Consider the following 16,051-nt stretch of genomic DNA (forward strand, 5'->3'; position numbering starts at 1 on the left):
AGTCTGTCAAGGGTTGATTTCAAGTGGAATGAAGTACATGCGCGTAATACTGCTGCTTCTCACCCTGCTGACGGCGGCCCCTTCCGGGGCCCAGACCGCCGCATCCCTGCGCATGCCGGCCTTCGCGCAGGTCCTCATCTTGCCTGTGCCCTTCGCTCATGATCCGGCGCCCGACTGGGTGGACAGCAACGGCAGCGCGATGATCGCCGAATGGGTGCCGGGCGGCCAAAGCGTCCACGACTGGCGGCAGATGATCACGCTGACGGCAATCCGGGGCGCCGCAGGCAGTGCGGGCGCCATGGACCGGGGCCTCGGCATGCTGCGCGAGAATTACGAGGCCGGATGCGCGGCCCCGGTGGACCTTCGGATGGCAAACGTGTCGCGCCCGACGGGCAGCCATGGCGTGCAAGCGCTCGTACTGACCTGCCCGCAAGTCGCGGGCGCCTCGTTCGGCGAGGCGATGGCCGCACTGGTGATTCAGGGGAGCGAGGACCTCTATACCCTGCAATGGGCCGAGCGTTTTCCGACCGGCGCGAAGGAAGGCGCGGCGATTCCCTTAGCGACCTGGGACGAGCGCCTGCAGCATCTGTCCACGCTCCGCCTGTGTGCCGGCGATCAGGCCTGCGACTGAGCCTCCAGCCGGGCGACCTCGGCCCTCAGCCCCTCGATCAGCGCGGTCGAGAAGCGCTCGATCCGAGGCACATGGCGGTCATCGGCATGGCGGACCAGATGGAAGGCCCGGGTCAGCCCGAACTGCCGGGTGAGCACCCGTTCGACACCCGGCGCGGCGGGCAGCGCGAAGTCATGCACCACGCCCACCCCCGCGCCCTGCCGGATCAGGTTCAACTGCACCGAGACGGAATTCGACGCCAAGGGCGCCTGATCGACCCCCAGATCGGCGAGGTAATCCAGCTCGCGGTCGAAGATCATGTCGGGGATATAGCCGATCACCCGATGCGCCTTCAGGTCCGCCAGATCCGTGAGCCCCGGCGCTTCGTGCAGGTAATCCCGGCTGGCCGCGAGCGAGAGCCGGTAATCGGTGATCTTGGTGGCGATCACCCGCCCCTGCTCAGGCTTGGAGACCGAGATCACCATATCCGCCTCGCGCCGGGTCAGGTTGAACACCCGCGGCAGTGCGACGATCTGTACCTCCAGCCCCGGATTTACCGCTGCGATCCGCGCGACCACCTGCGGCAGCAGGTAGTTCGCGCATCCGTCCGGCGCGCCGATGCGGATTTGCCCGGTGATCCCTTCGGACGGTCCAGCCAAAGCCTCGGCCGCGCGGGCCAATTCGGCCTCGACCGCTTCGGCATGGGCGACCAGCCGCGCTCCCTCGTCACTGAGCTGATAGCCCTGCGGCGAGCGGGTGAACAGCCGCGCGCCAAGCGCCTCTTCCAGCCGGGTGACACGCCGCCCCACCGTCGCGGCATCCAGCTTCAGCACCCGCCCGGCACGTGACAGGCTCTCGCCACGCGCCACCGCCAGAAATACCTTCAGATCATCCCAGTCCGCCACCGCGACCCCTGCAATTTTGCAAAACCACTTTTGGGAAACTGCCCCTGTTCAGGCCATTTCTGCAAGGCTATTCTCCGCGCCAAACCGAGAGGAGGTTCCCATGAAGGAAATTGGTCACTGGATCGACGGCAAGATGGTTGCCGGCACGTCGGGCCGCTTCGCCGATGTCTACAACCCCGCCACCGGCGAGGTTCAGGCCAAGGTCGCGCTGGCCTCGGCCGCGGAGCTCGATGCCGCCATCGCCTCGGCCGCCAAGGCTCAGGTCGCCTGGGGTGCCACCAACCCGCAGCGCCGCGCCCGCGTGATGATGGCCCTCGTCGGGCTTCTGAACCGCGACATGGACAAGCTGGCCGAGGCCCTCTCGCGCGAGCATGGCAAGACCTTCCCGGATGCCAAGGGCGACGTGCAGCGCGGCCTCGAGGTGATCGAATACTGCATCGGCGCGCCGCAGATGCTGAAGGGCGAATTCACCGACGCCGCCGGCCCGGGCATCGACATGTATTCGATGCGCCAGCCGCTGGGTGTCGTCGCCGGCATCACGCCCTTCAACTTCCCCGCCATGATCCCGCTGTGGAAGATGGGCCCGGCGCTGTCCTCGGGCAACGCGATGATCCTGAAGCCCTCCGAGCGCGATCCCTCGGTGCCGCTGATGATCGCCGAACTCTGCAAGGAAGCTGGTCTGCCGGACGGCGTGCTGCAGGTCGTCAACGGCGACAAGGAAGCCGTCGACGGCATCCTCAACAGCGAGATCATCCAGGCGGTGGGCTTCGTCGGCTCGACCCCGATCGCGCAATACATCTACGAGAACGCTGCCCGCACCGGCAAGCGCGCCCAGTGCTTCGGCGGTGCCAAGAACCACATGATCATCATGCCGGATGCCGACATGGATCAGGCCGCCGACGCGCTGGTCGGTGCCGGTTTCGGCGCGGCGGGCGAACGCTGCATGGCGATCTCGGTCGCGGTGCCGGTGGGCGAAGGCACGGCGGAAGCCCTGCGCGAGCGTCTGGTGCCGAAGATCGAGGCCCTCAAGGTCGGCCCCTACACCGCCGGCAATGACGTGGACTTCGGCCCGGTCGTCACCGCCGCCGCCAAGGCGAACATCCTGCGGCTGGTGGAAACCGGCGTGGCGCAGGGCGCGGATCTGGTCGTCGACGGGCGCGACTTCAAGCTGCAGGGCTACGAGGACGGCTTCTTCGTCGGTGCCCATCTGTTTGACCACGTCACCCCCGATATGGACATCTACAAGACCGAGATCTTCGGCCCGGTCCTGTCGATGGTGCGCGCCAAGGATTACGAGGAGGCGATCAACCTCGCCATCACGCATGAATACGGCAACGGCACCGCGATCTTCACCCGCGACGGCGACACTGCGCGTGACTTCGCCAGCCGGATCAACATCGGCATGGTCGGTATCAACGTGCCGATCCCGGTGCCGCTGGCCTATCACACTTTCGGCGGCTGGAAGAAGTCGGGCTTCGGTGACCTGAACCAGCACGGTCCCGACGGGTTCAAGTTCTACACCCGCACCAAGACCATCACCGCGCGCTGGCCCTCGGGCATCAAGGAAGGCGCCGCGTTCAACTTCAAGGCCATGGACTGATCGACGCGATCCAGCCTTGAGCCAAGGGGCCCCGTTTCGGGGCCCCTTTTGAGTTCACGATTGCGGTTGCAGCATGAAGTTGATGCTCCGCCCGCCGATCGAGATCTGACCGGCGCCGCCGCGGCCCAGCGACGATCCCAGCACCACGGTGTTGGTCATGGTGATGGTCAGATACCCCAGCGCCGTGCCGCCGCCCTGCGAGCGGTAGTTCAGCGAGCCACTGCGGCCATTCGGCAGGGTGTATTGCCCGGTCCCATTGGCGCGCAGCGTGGTGGTGACGGCGGCGTTGCCGACGCGGTAGGTGATCTCGCGCGCCATCAGATCCTGGATCTCGAAATTGCCCAGCCGGTTGGTCGGCGGCATGCCGATGTTGAAGCGCAGCCCGCTCACCTCCAGCAGGAAGCCGTCGCGATGGGGCCGGATCGTGCCGGAATTGCCATTGTCGGCGCTGGCCGAGAGCGAAGGGCCGGATTGCGCAAGGGCCGGAAGTGCGGGCAGCAGCATGAGGGCCGGCGCGGACAGAAGGAATTGGCGTCGAAACATGACGTCCTCCATTGAAAATACAGCGATAAAAAATGGCGCCGAGACGCCGGATGAATGAGGCTAGCCTACCCGGTCCGAGGCACAGGTCAATTCACGTTGGCTCCGTCTGGCTCACACGGACGCGATCCCCCTGTCACAATTGACACTTGCGCGGTCTCTGCCCTGCGATAGCCTGTTTGGCGTGCGTCGGCGCCCCATCGGATCTCGGGCGATCCCGGCTGCCCCACACGGAGGACTGACATGACTGCGATGACCCGCCGCTCTGCCCTTGCTCTCGTTGCCACCCTGCCCTTGCTGCCCCGCCACGCCCAAGCCGCCGGAAGCGCCGAGGTCGCGATCTCGGGGATGGCCTTCGCGCCAGCCTCGATCAGCGTCAGCGCCGGCACCACCATCCGCTGGACCAATCAGGACGGCGCGCCCCATACGGCGACCTTCTCCGGCATGGCGACACCTCGGCTCAACCGCGGTGACAGCGCCGAGCTGACCTTCGATACGCCGGGCACGTATGACTACGCCTGCGCCATCCACCCGTCGATGCGAGGACAGGTTGTGGTCACCGGGTAACGCTGCGCCCGGTTTTGCCAATCAGGGTTTGGCACGGCGAGAAAATTCCGCTTAGGTTTTGAAGACAACCCTTAGCAAGCGGACCTCCCGTGCCAGCCAGCTTCACCATCCTGCCCGAGCGCGGCCTCGTCTACGTCCGATACGAGGGGTTCGTGACCATCGACGACACGGTTGCCCTGCTGGCGCGCTACATGCCGCATCCAGACCGCGTGCCGGGTCAGAAACAGCTGGTCGACCTCTCCGCCGTCACCGGGTTCGAGAAGGACTATGCCCGGCTGCTGGGCTTGCAGGCGCAGAAGGCCGATGTGTTCCGTCCGGCCGATGCCGTGCAGACCCTGCTGGTGTATTACGCGCCGAACGATGAGGGCTACGAGATGGCCAAGCTGATCCTGCGTTCATGGCAAGGCGTGCGCACGGTCATGGCCACGGTGCAGCGTAACGCCGCGCATGCGTTGGATATCCTTGGCCAACCCGAACGTGACATGGAAGAACTGCTGACCTCCGCCCGCTGAGGCTCAGCGCCGGACAAGGCCCCAGCCGCCGGTCGGGATTGTCAGCACGCCGCCTTGTACTACCGGCCCCTGAACCGGGTGATCGTTCGGCTCGAACACAGCGGCCGAGGCTGCCCCGGAAAGGCAAATCAGGACAATGAGGGCGACGATGCGGATCACGGGAACCTCCTTGGGCTTTGCCGTCTGTCGTGCGGCGATGGCCATTGGTTCAATTCCGCTTTGACGCGCTTGCAACGTGGCGTCGCCTCTCGACCTCCCCGCAAAACTCCTGCAACATTCCCGAATTAAACATCCGTTCAATTCCAGGTCGGAACGGCTGTTCAAGGGGGAGGAACGCCATGGATTTCGCACTCAGCGACGAGCAGCTGGCCATCTATGACATGGCCCATGCCTTCGGGCAGGAACATATCGCGCCCTTCGCGCGCCAATGGGAGGCCGAGGGCACAATCCCGCGCGACCTCTGGGCCAAGGTGGGTGAGTTGGGTTTTGGCGGGCTCTATGTCAGCGAAGACAGCGGCGGCACGGGGCTGGGGCGTCTGGATGCGGTGCTGGTGTTCGAGGCGCTGAGCCATGCCTGCCCCTCGGTCGCGTCCTTCCTGTCGATCCACAACATGTGCGCGGCGATGCTGGACAAATTCGCGCCGGACGAGCTGAAGGCCCGTATCCTGGAGCCCGCCGTGACCATGGAGAAGGTCCTCTCCTATTGCCTGACCGAGCCCGGCGCGGGCTCGGATGCGGCGGCGCTGAAGACCCGCGCGCAGAAGGGCAACGCGGGCTATACGCTCAACGGCACCAAGGCCTTCATCTCGGGCGGCGGCTATTCGGACGCCTATGTCGTCATGTGCCGCACGGGCGACGAGGGGCCGAAGGGGATCTCAACCGTGGTGGTCGAACACGGAACGGAAGGCCTGTCCTATGGCGGGCTTGAGGACAAGATGGGCTGGCGCTCGCAGCCGACCCGGCAGGTGCAGTTCGATGATTGCCTTGTGCCGTTGGAGAACCTCGTCGGCACCGAGGGCGACGGGTTCAAGTACGCGATGATCGGTCTGGACGGCGGACGGCTCAATATCTCGGCCTGTTCGCTGGGGGGCGCGCAGGCCGCGCTGAACCAGACGCTGACCTATATGGGTGAGCGCAAGGCTTTCGGCAAATCCATCGACCAGTTTCAGGCGCTGCAATTCCGGCTGGCCGATATGGAGATCGAGCTTCAGGCCGCGCGCACCTTCCTGCGGCAGGCGGCGTGGAAGCTGGATCAGAAGGCGCCCGACGCCACCAAGTTCTGCGCCATGGCGAAAAAATTCGTGACCGAGGCCGGTTCGCGCGTCGCCGACCAGTGCCTTCAGCTGCACGGGGGCTATGGTTATCTGGCCGATTACGGGATCGAGAAGATCGTGCGCGACCTGCGCGTGCATCAGATCCTTGAGGGCACGAACGAAATCATGCGCTTGATCACCGTCCGGGCGCTTCTGGCCGAGAGGGGCTGATGGAACCCGAACTGATCATCCGCAAGGAAGGCCGCGCCGGCCGTCTGACCCTGAACCGTCCCAAGGCGCTGAACGCGCTGACGCACCACATCTGTCTTGAGACGACCAAGGCGCTGCTGGCGTGGCGCGATGATCCCGAGGTCGCGCTGGTGATCCTCGATGGCGCGGGCGAGCGGGCCTTCTGCGCGGGCGGCGACATCGCGCAGGTCCATGCCGCGGGCAAAGCTGGCGATTATGCCATGGGCCGGGATTTCTGGCGCGATGAATACGCGATGAACGTGCTGCTCGCGACCTATCCCAAGCCCATCGTCAGCTTCCTCAATGGCTTCGTCATGGGCGGTGGAGTCGGCTATGGCTGCCATATCCCGCACCGCGTGGTGGGCGAGTCGACGCAGATGGCGATGCCCGAATGCGGCATCGGCATGATCCCCGATGTGGGCGGCACCTATCTTCTGGGCAAGGCGCCCGGCCAGCTGGGCCTCTACCTTGCGCTGACGGCGGCACGGATGGGTCCGGGCGATGCGATCCACGCAGGTTTCGCCAACCGCTTCATCCCCGAGGCCGAGTGGGACGAGGTGAAGGCCCGCCTGTGCGAGGCCGGCGACGTCATCGCCCTGCCCGAGCATTACACGCCCGAAAGCCCCCTCGCCGCCGAACAAAGCCTCATCGACACGATGTTTGCGGGCGCCGATATCCCCGCCATCGTCACCGCGCTAGAGAACTCGGACGCGCCGTTGGCACAATCGGCCCTGAAGGCAATCCGCCGCAATTCGCCCTTGTCGATGGCCTCGACGCTGGCCATGCTGCGCCCGGCCCCGACCAATATCGAGGCCGCCTTGGCACAGGAATTCCGCTGGGTCTGGCGCACCGTCGAGCACGGGGATTTCCTTGAGGGTGTGCGCGCGCAGATCCTGGACAAGGACCGCAACCCGACGTGGAAGCACCCGGCTCCGGACGCCGTCCGCGACGAGGAGGTCGCGGCGATGCTGGCCCCGCTGGGGGCCGATGAGCTGACATTCTGAGCGGCGCGTCAGCCCCGCTCACCCCGAATTCGTGAGGAGGAACCACCATGAACATCGCCTTCATCGGCCTCGGCAATATGGGCGCGCCGATGGCGTTGAACCTGCTGAAAGCCGGCCATACCGTCACCGGCTTCGACACGTTCGCCACCCCCGACGGCATCGACCTCGCCGCCACGGCGGGTGAGGCCGCCGCGACCGCGGATGTGGTCATCACCATGCTGCCCAACGGCACCATCCTGCGCGCCGTCGCCGCCGAGGTGATCCCGGCGATGAAGCCCGGCGCGGTGTTCTGCGACTGCTCGACCGTCGATGTGGACAGTGCCAAGGCGGTGGCGGAGCAGGCGGTGGCAGCGGGCCTCGGCGCGCTCGATGCGCCCGTTTCGGGCGGTGTCGGCGGGGCGGCGGCGGGGACGCTGACCTTCATGGTCGGCGGCTCGGACGCGGCCTTCGCCACGGTGCAGCCGCTCTTCGAGATCATGGGCCAGAAGGCCGTGCATTGCGGCGCCTCGGGCGCTGGGCAAGCCGCGAAGATCTGCAACAACATGATCCTCGGCGTGACCATGATCGCCACCTGCGAGGCTTTCGCGCTGGCCGACAAGCTGGGGCTGGATCGCCAGAAGATGTATGATGTGGTCTCGACCTCGTCGGGCTACAGCTGGACGATGAACGCCTATACCCCCGCGCCGGGCGTCGGTGCAAAAAGCCCCGCCGACAACGACTACAAACCCGGTTTTGCGGCGGAACTGATGCTCAAGGATCTGCGCCTGTCGCAGCAGGCGGCTGAAAGTGCCGATGCGGACACGCCGATGGGCCAGCTGGCTGCCGCGCTCTACGAGACCTTCGTCGACAAGGAAGACGGCAAGGGCATGGACTTCTCGGCCATGTTGCCCCGCTTCGAGAAACGGTCGCGCGGCTGAAGGCCTGGGCGGGCGCGGCGCTTCCGGGTCTCGCGCCCGAGGATCGGGCTCGGCTCGACGCCCTGCCCGTCCAGACCCTGCCGCGCGGCGCGCATCTCTTTGGCCCCGGCGACACGGCGCAGGGGTTTGCCGTGGTGCTGTCCGGGCGGATCGAGGTCTCGCTCACCGGCCCCTCGGGGCGGGAGACCCTGCTCTATGCGGTCGAGCCCGGCCAGACCTGCATCCAGACCACGCTGGGTCTTCTGGGCGACGAGCCCTATTCCGGCGACGCGATCACCGCCTCGGAGACGCGGCTGGCCCTGATCCCCGCCCCCCTGTTTCGCACGCTGATGGACCGCTCCGAGCCCTTCCGGGCCCTCGTCTTCCGCGCCTTTGCCACGCGGATGAGCGACATGACCCAGCTGTTGGAACGCGTGGCCTTCACGCGCGTCGAGGCCCGGCTGGCGCAGGCGCTGCTGGATCTGGCGTCCGAGGGCGTGGTCGAGGCCACCCATGCCGAACTCGCCGCCCGCATCGGGTCGGCCCGCGAGGTGATCTCGCGCCGGCTCGAGGCCTTGGCGAAGCGCGGGCTGGTGGCGACGGATCGCGGACGGGTCCTGTTGCGCGACCCGGCGGGGCTGAAACGGCTCGCCGACGCGCAATAATCGGGCTGACGGTGACGAGGTCACAGACCGACTCGGGTCGCCGGGATTAACCAGAACGGGAAGCCATGACAGGAGTTTCCCATGTTCTCGCGCAATGAAGGCAGCCTCGACCGTGTTCTGCGGGTCATCGTCGGTCTGGCGCTGCTCGCCGGCTATTTCGTCTTCCCCGACGCCGCCTATCGCTGGGCCTTCCTGATCGGCGTGGTGCCGCTGGTGACGGGTCTCGTCGGGCCCTGCCCGCTGTACTCGATCCTCGGCATCAACACCTGCGGTCTGCGCCGGTAACGCGCCCCGCCGCCACAGGCACCCGGAGGGGCAAACGCCCCGACACGCCGCGCGAGGGCTCCCCTGAAGGGGGCCCGAGCGCGGCGTTCCTCCCTTACTCCGCCGCCTCAGCCTGCCGCTCGGCCGCCTGATGCGCCCACATCTGCGCATAGCGCTGACCAAGGGCGAGGAGCTCGGCATGCGTGCCCTCCTCGACCACCTCGCCCGCTTCCAACACCACGATCCGGTCCGCATCGACCACGGTCGAGAGCCGGTGCGCGATGGTAATCACCGTGCGCCCGCGTCCCATGGCCGAGAGGGCCTCCTGGATCGAGCGTTCGGTCTGGGTGTCCAGCGCAGAGGTCGCCTCGTCCAGCAGCAGGATCGCCGGGTCCTTCAGCAACGTGCGTGCGATGCCGACCCTCTGTTTCTCGCCGCCCGAGAGCTTGAGCCCCCGCTCGCCGACTTGCGTCTCGTAGCCTTCGGGCAGGCCCATGATGAAGTCATGAATGCGAGCAGCCTTGGCGGCGGCCTCGACCTCCTCGCGGGAGGCGTCATCCTTGCCGTAAGCGATGTTGTAATAGATCGTGTCGTTGAACAGCACCGTGTCCTGCGGCACCACCCCGATCGCCTGATGCAATGAGGTCAGCGTCACGTCGCGGATATCCTGGCCGTCGATCGTCAACCGCCCGCCCGACACGTCATAGAAGCGGAAGAGAAGCCGCCCGATGGTCGACTTGCCGCTGCCGGAATGGCCGACCAGCGCCACCTTCTGCCCCGCCGGGACGTCGATGCTGACCCCTTTCAGGATCGCGCGCGTCTTCTCATACGAGAACTGCACGTCCTCCAGCCGGACATGTCCACCCGACAGCGCCAGTGGCGTCGCGCCCTTTTTCTCGGTCACGTCTGGCGCCTGTTCCAGCAGTCCGAACATCTCGCCCATATCCACCAGCGCCTGCCGGATCTCGCGATAGACCGTGCCGAGGAAGTTCAGCGGCATGGTGATTTGGATCATGTAAGCGTTGACCATGACGAAATCGCCGACCGTCAGCTGGCCGTTCTGAACCCCCATCGCGGCCATGACCATGACGATCACCAACCCCGAGGTAATCAGCGCCGACTGCCCGAAATTTAGCAGCGTCAGCGAATAGGCGGTCTTCAAAGCCGCGCTTTCATAGCCTTCCATCGCCCGGTCATAGCGCGCAGCTTCGCGTTGTTCGGCGTTGAAATACTTGACGGTTTCAAAGTTCAGCAGGCTGTCGATGGCCTTCTGGTTGGCATCCGTATCCTGCTTGTTCATCTCGCGCCGGATCTTCACCCGCCATTCCGTCACCGCGAAGGTGAACCAGACATAAAGCGCGATAACTCCGACGATGACGGCCATGTACCAGACATCGAACAGCACCGTCATCACGACGCCGATCAGCAGCAGTTCCAGCACCAAGGGCCCGATGGAAAACAGAAGGAACCGCAGCAGGAAATCGACGCCCTTCACGCCACGCTCGATGATGCGGCTGAGGCCCCCGGTCTTGCGCGTTAGGTGATAGCGCAGGCTCAACGCATGGATATGCTCGAAGGTCACCAGCGCCAGTTGCCGCAGGGCGCGCTGGCCGACGGCCGCGAACAGCGCGTCGCGCAATTGCTGGAAGCCGTTGGTCATCAGCCGCGCAAGGCCATAGGCGATGGTCAGCCCGACCGCGCCGATCCCCACCAGCCAGCCCGCGTCCAGCTCGCTCGGCGCCAGTGCATCGACCGCACCCTTGTAGAGCATGGGCGTGCCCACCGCGATCAGCTTCGAGGCCAGAAGCGCCAGCATCGCCAGCACCACGCGTGTGCGCAACGCGGGCCGGTCGGCGGGCCACAGATAGGGCGCGACCTTGGCGATGGTCTGCATGCCCGAGGCACGAGGTTCATTGGGATCGGAAGGCAGCGCGCTGGCGCTGGGACGGTAACGCATGGGGGCTCCGGGCTGGCGGCGGGCGTCAGGACCCGGCTGGCATGGTCCTGAAATAGGTCGCCGGCGCCCTGCTGACCAGAGCACCGGCGGGACGGGTCGGCCTGAGGTGGCCTTAGCGGTCGGGCAGCGTGAAGATCTGGCCCGGATAGATCAGGTCCGGATCGCGGATCTGGCTACGGTTGGCGTTGTAGATGATCACGTATTGCTCGCCCTGCCCGTAGCGCTCCCGCGAGATATGCCACAGGGTGTGGCCGGGTTGGACGGTGATCAGGGAGACCCGAGGTGCGGCCGGAGCGGTGGACGACGCAGTGCCTGCGCTGGAGCTTTCCGCCGAAGCCGAGGCTTGCGTGCTGCTGCCCGACGCGCTGCTGCTCGAGGAGGTCGACGCGGCTGGCTGTGTGGCGCCCGACGACGACCCGTTCGCGCTGCTGGTTGTCGTTGCGCTGGTCCCAGATTGCGAGGACGACACCCCCATGGACTGCGCTGCGATTGCCCCTTCGGCAACGGCGCCGCTGGACGCGCCGGCGCTCGAGGTCTGGCTGGGCGAAGTCCCCGCGCTTGATCCGGTGCTGCTGGACGACGTCGAAGCGGACGCCGCCGCGGAAGCGCTGGCCTCCGCCGTCGTGGGTGCAGCAGGCGCAGAGGAACTCTCGCCGACAGCAGAACTTTCGGACGTCGCCGTAGCTACATCGGCCTGTTCGGTTTGCGTGGTCGTCGAGGCGCTTTCAGTCACGGGCACTTCGGCGCTTTGCGTCGGAGTTTCGGCGCTCACCGTTGCGGTGTTTCCGGCGTTCTGTTCCGACGAGGCGGCCGCTTCGGATACGACCCGCTCCGGGGTCGGGGCGGATGCGACCGGGTTGGCATCGCCTGCATCAGCGTCGCTCGCCGTCTCACGCGGGGTGGTTTCGGTTTGCGTGGCGGACGGGAGTTCGGCGGCGTCCTCGACCACCACCTCTTCGGTCACCGCCTCTTCGGTCTCTGCAAACTCCCCGGTGGCAGGGGCCGAGGCCACGACGGGCGGAGTAGCCGGGGCATCGCTGGCCGGCGCCTCTGCGGATGCTTCGCTTTCCTCGGCCTGGGACGCCATCACGTCCTCTGCCGCTTCGGTCTCTACCGCCTCGATGGTTGCGGCTTCATCGGTCGCCTCTGTGGCGGGAACGACCGCTGGATCTTCCATCACTTCGGTGGCTTCAGTGGCCTCTGACATCGTCGATGAGGCCTCGGTCGAAGATGACGCGGCCGCCTCTTCCGGCAGATCCAGCGCCGCGATCTCGACCGGCGCGTCTTCGGCAGCCTCCTCGATCACCGCAACATCCTCAGCCGGACTCTCAGCTTCCGGTGCCGGCTCTGTAACCGCCTCTGCGGCCGCCGCGGTCTCAGTCACCGGCGTTCCTGCCGCCATGGCGGCCTGCGCCTCGGCGACACGTTCGGGCGCCTCACGCAGGAACGGGGTCTCGAACCGCGAGACCACGCGCCCCGCGTCATCCAATTGGTCGACCCGCAAAGTGTAGACGCCCGGCGCGACCTCAGGCAGGTCCAGTGACCATTCCCCGGCATCGGCACGGGTCTCGGCAAGGAAATCATTGTTCAGATAGAGCCGCAGCGCCGCCGAGGCCCCCTCGGCCGCGCGACCGGCGATCTGCACGGCGCCTTCCGCCGTGTAGGCAATGGTGTCCACCACCACATTGGCCACACCCGGCGCGGTATCGAGCCGCTCGACCTGACCGTCACCACGCAGCAGGAAGGCGGTCGGGCCCGGCGTCTCGACCGATGCCTCCGCCTCGGTCGAGGCGGTCCGCGTCACGTCGACATCGGCGGGCTGGGCGTCAGATGTGGCCGTCTCCACTTCCTCGGCCGGCGCTTCAATCTCGGCGACATCGGCTTCCGCCGGCGTCTCCTCGACCTCCGGGGCCTCCGCGTCAGCGACCGGCGCCGCATCGACATTCGCCGCTTCGGGCACATCCAGCGCAGCCAGCTGCGCAGGCCGCGGGGTCAAGATCACCGTGTCCTCGGCGGTCAGGACCGTGCCATCGGCGTCGCGCATGCTCAAGGTCATGCTCTGCGCCTCATCGCTCACGCCAAGTTCGAACAGAGCGACGTATTGACCGTTGGCATCCGCCGCGACTTCGGCCACGACGACGCCGTCGACGCTGAGGGTAACCGCCGCACCCGGCATTGCCGAGCCCGCGACCAGCGCCGCGCCATCGCGCGCCACGCGCACCACGTCGAAGGTCGGCATCGGGACGGCGGCCTCGGCCTCTTCGACGACCGGCTCGGTGCCGATCGGGCCGGGATCGTTCGCGGCAATCGGCGCGGCTGTAGGCGCGCTCTCTCGCGGGGTCACGACAACAGGCGCAGGATCGTCACGGAGGTTCAGGCCAAAATACCCGGCCACGGCCACCGCCGCCAAAACGCTACCTCCGCCCAGCAACCACACCAGGTATCGCGACATTCCGTCTATCCTTTCGCCAGTTCGTGTACCGGCCTTCCCAACCGTCCAACTACCCTTGTTCCCTTGTACATAGACCCGTATCTATGGGCAAAAGAATATTGCCTCCCCTAAGTGTTGCGAAAGGCCCCCAGATGTCTGTCCTCCCCCCGTCTGTCTGCGTCTTCTGTGGCTCGCGTCCGGGCAAGGATCCGGCGATGATGCAGGTGGCGGCGGACACGGGCGCGCTTCTGGCCCGGCGCGGTTGGCGGCTGGTTTACGGGGCGGGCGACGTGGGGCTGATGGGCGAGACTGCCCGCGCCGTGCAGGAGGCCGGGGGCCGCACTTTCGGCGTGATCCCGACCCATCTGATCCATGGCGAGGTGGCGCGCGCCAGCCTTGATGCGCTGGTCATCACCGAGACCATGCACGAGCGCAAGAAGGTCATGTTCGCCAATTCCCATGCCGCCGTGGTCCTGCCGGGCGGCGCCGGCACGCTGGACGAATTCTTCGAGGTCGTGACCTGGGCGCAGATCGGCCTGCACGCGAAACCGGTGATCCTGGTCGATACCAACGGCTTCTGGCAGCCGCTGATGGCCTTGGTCGAACACGTCATCGCCCAGGGCTTTGCCGCCCCCACCTTGCGCGATCTGATCACCGTGGTGCCGGACGTGGCGATGCTTGAAGTGGCATTGTCTGCTCATCTTCCCGGCTGACTCTACGTTCACGCAATGGCGAAGGGCTTGGCGCTTTACCCGGAATCAGGATTTTGGCAGTAACAAGGGACCGATCCACAGATCCGGAGGCCCGATTGGTGAAGACCGCGTTCCTCGCTGCCCTGTTGTCATCGACCCTGAGCTGGGCTGCCCTGCCAGCACAGGCCCAACTCACTCCTGAGACCGAGTCCGAGCTTCGCACGCTGGGACGCGCCTTCCTTGCCACGCCGGGCGAAGACAGCCTGACCCGCATCCGTGACCTCGCCCGCGCCGGGCGTGATGGCACCGCCTCGGGCACCCTGTCGCTTGGCGTGTTCGACGGCGCGCTGACCCCGCTTGAGGGGATCGTCCCCGTCGCCGGACGCGAGGATTACGCGCTGGCCTGCCGCACCCGCATCACCTCGGATTTCCCGCGCGAGGATGTGACCCATTCGCGTGACCGGATCGAGCTGCGCCACCAGCCTGGCGGCGCGGTGGATTTCCACGTCACCACCGACCGCGCCGCGACCCGGTTGGCCGTTCTGGGCCGCTCGGACGGACAGGCGGCGGCGCTGGGGCGCTGGATCTACACCGGTCCCGAGGGTTCGATGGACGTGCGCCCGATTGGCACCACGCCTCTCTACCGCGATGACGTGACCCGCGCGGTGCTCACGCCCGAGGCCCCGAACCGCCGCCTGATCGACGAGCTTCTGGCCGCGATGGTCGCCGGCAACCCCGCGTGGTTCCTCAATGAAGGCGACGTCCGGCTGGGCCAGTCCTGGCTGGGCAATGATGCGGAAGACGGCGCCCTGCCCCGGATCTTGGCCTTGGCGGGCCCGCTGCTGGGTGCTGGTGCCGGGTTCGACGATCTGGAGATCGTTTCGGCCGTCAGTGGCCGCCACCGGGCGATGAAACGCGACGGTGTGGTCGTGGAATATGCCGGGCGGATGGGCTTCACCCTGCCCGCCTCGGATCTGTCGCTGACCCTCGCCCTCACCGGCTACGAGGTCTACGACATCGCCACCCTCGCCCGGCTGGATTCGCGCTTTGCCATGTCGGTCACCGGGCAAGGCGTCGACCGGCATGTCGAACAGGTCCAGCGCTGCGCGATGAACTGAGCCGCCGCGCCGGCACCCGTCTGGCGTTAAGATCTCGGCAAGGTTTGGGGCGCACACTTGCCTCGGCAACATTGTGCGTTGCCGGGTAAGGAGTACGGGTCATGCAAATCACCTCGGGCGCAGGACTGCAGCCGTTGCGCAGCGCCGATATTGCGCTGAGATTGCTTCAGACGGCACAGAATTCCTCCCCAACCGCACCCGACGGCGCGCGCGTTTCCCCCTCCGATGACGTGAATTCATTGCTGCAATACGCCAAGACGGCCAGCGCATCGAAAGCCGTCACCGCGCCAGAGCAGCCTTACGACCCAGCGAATGATCTGCCCGACACTTACGAGATCGGTGATCTTGTCGATGTCGACACGCTCGACCCTGTTTACCGCGATTTCGCGCGGTCCGTGGGCGCGACGCATGTCCGGCTCTATGGCCGGGCCGAGGTGGATGACGCCACCTTCCAGGCCGAAGTCTCGGCTGCCTTGGATGAATGGTATGCCGGCGATCCGGCCTATCTGGCGGCGAAGGCCGAGGGAAATGTGACGATCCGCCGACAATCCGACGTCATGGCCGAGCTGGGCGAGACCCGTTTCGGATCGCAAGACATGGCCTTCTACCGCCAAGGCGGGAAGGAGCATTTCGGCAGCGGCGGCACCGGCATTCCCTCGGAGAAATTCAACCAATGGTGGATGGATCAGAACGCGGCCGGCATGCGCGTGACGCCGGGCGGCACCAATGGCCTGAACTTCGTGGCCACATGGCAGGCAGGCGCGCCATGACCTGACTCCGGCAGCGCG

The 16,051-nt window shown here is 66.5% G+C and carries 17 protein-coding genes; 12 read left to right on the top strand and 5 right to left on the bottom strand.

The genetic code is table 11. The features are described 5' to 3' along the window. The first annotated feature begins 28 nt into the window (after positions 1-28). Complete coding sequence (locus BCY78_RS02755; protein WP_158515890.1) at positions 29-631, top strand: hypothetical protein; 603 nt, start codon at positions 29-31, stop codon at positions 629-631. Here the strand turns inward: BCY78_RS02755 and BCY78_RS02760 are convergent. Next, positions 616-1,515: a LysR family transcriptional regulator gene (locus tag BCY78_RS02760; RefSeq protein ID WP_068297467.1), complete on the bottom strand. Its 900-nt coding sequence runs from the start codon at positions 1,513-1,515 to the stop codon at positions 616-618. The two genes, BCY78_RS02755 and BCY78_RS02760, sit on opposite strands and share 16 nt — an antisense overlap. A 100-nt stretch (positions 1,516-1,615) precedes the next feature. Between BCY78_RS02760 and BCY78_RS02765 the strand changes: the two genes are divergently transcribed. Then, positions 1,616-3,115: a CoA-acylating methylmalonate-semialdehyde dehydrogenase gene (locus BCY78_RS02765; protein ID WP_068297469.1), complete on the top strand. Its 1,500-nt coding sequence runs from the start codon at positions 1,616-1,618 to the stop codon at positions 3,113-3,115. A 54-nt stretch (positions 3,116-3,169) separates the two neighbouring features. On the opposite strand, the gene BCY78_RS02770 is transcribed toward BCY78_RS02765, so the two are convergent. Next, complete coding sequence (locus tag BCY78_RS02770) at positions 3,170-3,658, bottom strand: hypothetical protein (RefSeq protein WP_068297471.1); 489 nt, start codon at positions 3,656-3,658, stop codon at positions 3,170-3,172. Between the two features lie 240 nt (positions 3,659-3,898). On the opposite strand from BCY78_RS02770, the gene BCY78_RS02775 reads away from it, so the two are divergent. Together BCY78_RS02775 and BCY78_RS02780 are read left to right on the top strand one after the other, a co-directional pair. After that, entirely contained in the window at positions 3,899-4,222 is a 324-nt protein-coding gene (locus BCY78_RS02775; RefSeq protein WP_139103060.1) for a cupredoxin family copper-binding protein, read from the top strand. A gap of 89 nt (positions 4,223-4,311) precedes the next feature. Continuing rightward, positions 4,312-4,734: a hypothetical protein gene (locus BCY78_RS02780; RefSeq protein ID WP_068297473.1), complete on the top strand. Its 423-nt coding sequence runs from the start codon at positions 4,312-4,314 to the stop codon at positions 4,732-4,734. Between the two features lie 3 nt (positions 4,735-4,737). Here BCY78_RS02780 and BCY78_RS25510 read toward each other — a convergent pair whose 3' ends face one another. Then, entirely contained in the window at positions 4,738-4,893 is a 156-nt protein-coding gene (locus BCY78_RS25510) for a hypothetical protein (protein WP_158515891.1), read from the bottom strand. Between the two features lie 179 nt (positions 4,894-5,072). On the opposite strand from BCY78_RS25510, the gene BCY78_RS02790 reads away from it, so the two are divergent. The 5 genes from BCY78_RS02790 (at position 5,073) to BCY78_RS02810 (ending at position 9,086) form a co-directional block, all read left to right on the top strand. Further along, a complete protein-coding gene (locus tag BCY78_RS02790) occupies positions 5,073-6,218 on the top strand; it encodes an acyl-CoA dehydrogenase family protein (RefSeq protein WP_068297480.1) in 1,146 nt (381 codons plus the stop codon). Further along, complete coding sequence (locus BCY78_RS02795) at positions 6,218-7,240, top strand: enoyl-CoA hydratase/isomerase family protein (protein ID WP_068297482.1); 1,023 nt, start codon at positions 6,218-6,220, stop codon at positions 7,238-7,240. The genes BCY78_RS02790 and BCY78_RS02795 overlap by 1 nt, the downstream gene beginning before the upstream one ends. Before the next feature lie 47 nt (positions 7,241-7,287). Then, on the top strand, positions 7,288-8,157 hold the full coding sequence (gene mmsB / locus BCY78_RS02800; RefSeq protein ID WP_068297485.1) for a 3-hydroxyisobutyrate dehydrogenase: 870 nt from the start codon (positions 7,288-7,290) through the stop codon (positions 8,155-8,157). Further along, positions 8,154-8,801, top strand: coding sequence for a Crp/Fnr family transcriptional regulator (locus BCY78_RS02805; RefSeq protein ID WP_068297488.1), 648 nt, complete (start codon positions 8,154-8,156; stop codon positions 8,799-8,801). The genes mmsB and BCY78_RS02805 overlap by 4 nt, the downstream gene beginning before the upstream one ends. A gap of 81 nt (positions 8,802-8,882) precedes the next feature. Further along, on the top strand, positions 8,883-9,086 hold the full coding sequence (locus BCY78_RS02810) for a DUF2892 domain-containing protein (RefSeq protein ID WP_068297491.1): 204 nt from the start codon (positions 8,883-8,885) through the stop codon (positions 9,084-9,086). Positions 9,087-9,180: 94 nt separating this feature from the next. On the opposite strand, the gene BCY78_RS02815 is transcribed toward BCY78_RS02810, so the two are convergent. Next, complete coding sequence (locus BCY78_RS02815; protein WP_068297494.1) at positions 9,181-11,022, bottom strand: ABC transporter ATP-binding protein/permease; 1,842 nt, start codon at positions 11,020-11,022, stop codon at positions 9,181-9,183. Positions 11,023-11,134: 112 nt separating this feature from the next. Further along, positions 11,135-13,474 carry a LysM peptidoglycan-binding domain-containing protein gene (locus BCY78_RS02820; protein WP_068297497.1) on the bottom strand — a complete coding sequence of 780 codons (2,340 nt, stop codon included), beginning with the start codon at positions 13,472-13,474 and terminating at the stop codon, positions 11,135-11,137. 131 nt (positions 13,475-13,605) lie between these two features. On the opposite strand from BCY78_RS02820, the gene BCY78_RS02825 reads away from it, so the two are divergent. The 3 genes from BCY78_RS02825 (at position 13,606) to BCY78_RS02835 (ending at position 16,033) form a co-directional block, all read left to right on the top strand. After that, on the top strand, positions 13,606-14,166 hold the full coding sequence (locus tag BCY78_RS02825; RefSeq protein WP_083194774.1) for a TIGR00730 family Rossman fold protein: 561 nt from the start codon (positions 13,606-13,608) through the stop codon (positions 14,164-14,166). Between the two features lie 95 nt (positions 14,167-14,261). Then, a complete protein-coding gene (locus BCY78_RS02830) occupies positions 14,262-15,263 on the top strand; it encodes a hypothetical protein (protein ID WP_068297500.1) in 1,002 nt (333 codons plus the stop codon). A 230-nt stretch (positions 15,264-15,493) separates the two neighbouring features. After that, positions 15,494-16,033, top strand: coding sequence for a hypothetical protein (locus BCY78_RS02835; protein ID WP_139103061.1), 540 nt, complete (start codon positions 15,494-15,496; stop codon positions 16,031-16,033). The last annotated feature ends 18 nt before the right edge of the window (positions 16,034-16,051 follow it).

The sequence above is a fragment of the Pararhodobacter sp. CCB-MM2 genome (genome assembly GCF_001691415.1).
Taxonomy (GTDB): Bacteria; Pseudomonadota; Alphaproteobacteria; order Rhodobacterales; family Rhodobacteraceae; genus Pararhodobacter.

Excerpts from the sequence above, each read along its gene's own strand:
- BCY78_RS02795 (WP_068297482.1), top strand. The coding sequence starts at position 6,218 with ATGGAACCCGAACTGATCATCCGCAAGGAAGGCCGCGCCGGCCGTCTG.
- BCY78_RS02825 (WP_083194774.1), top strand. The coding sequence starts at position 13,606 with ATGTCTGTCCTCCCCCCGTCTGTCTGCGTCTTCTGTGGCTCGCGTCCG.
- BCY78_RS02775 (WP_139103060.1), top strand. The coding sequence starts at position 3,899 with ATGACTGCGATGACCCGCCGCTCTGCCCTTGCTCTCGTTGCCACCCTG.
- BCY78_RS02790 (WP_068297480.1), top strand. The coding sequence starts at position 5,073 with ATGGATTTCGCACTCAGCGACGAGCAGCTGGCCATCTATGACATGGCC.
- BCY78_RS02770 (WP_068297471.1), bottom strand. The coding sequence starts at position 3,658 with ATGTTTCGACGCCAATTCCTTCTGTCCGCGCCGGCCCTCATGCTGCTG.
- BCY78_RS02765 (WP_068297469.1), top strand. The coding sequence starts at position 1,616 with ATGAAGGAAATTGGTCACTGGATCGACGGCAAGATGGTTGCCGGCACG.
- BCY78_RS02810 (WP_068297491.1), top strand. The coding sequence starts at position 8,883 with ATGTTCTCGCGCAATGAAGGCAGCCTCGACCGTGTTCTGCGGGTCATC.
- BCY78_RS02755 (WP_158515890.1), top strand. The coding sequence starts at position 29 with ATGAAGTACATGCGCGTAATACTGCTGCTTCTCACCCTGCTGACGGCG.
- BCY78_RS02815 (WP_068297494.1), bottom strand. The coding sequence starts at position 11,022 with ATGCGTTACCGTCCCAGCGCCAGCGCGCTGCCTTCCGATCCCAATGAA.
- BCY78_RS02820 (WP_068297497.1), bottom strand. The coding sequence starts at position 13,474 with ATGTCGCGATACCTGGTGTGGTTGCTGGGCGGAGGTAGCGTTTTGGCG.
- mmsB (WP_068297485.1), top strand. The coding sequence starts at position 7,288 with ATGAACATCGCCTTCATCGGCCTCGGCAATATGGGCGCGCCGATGGCG.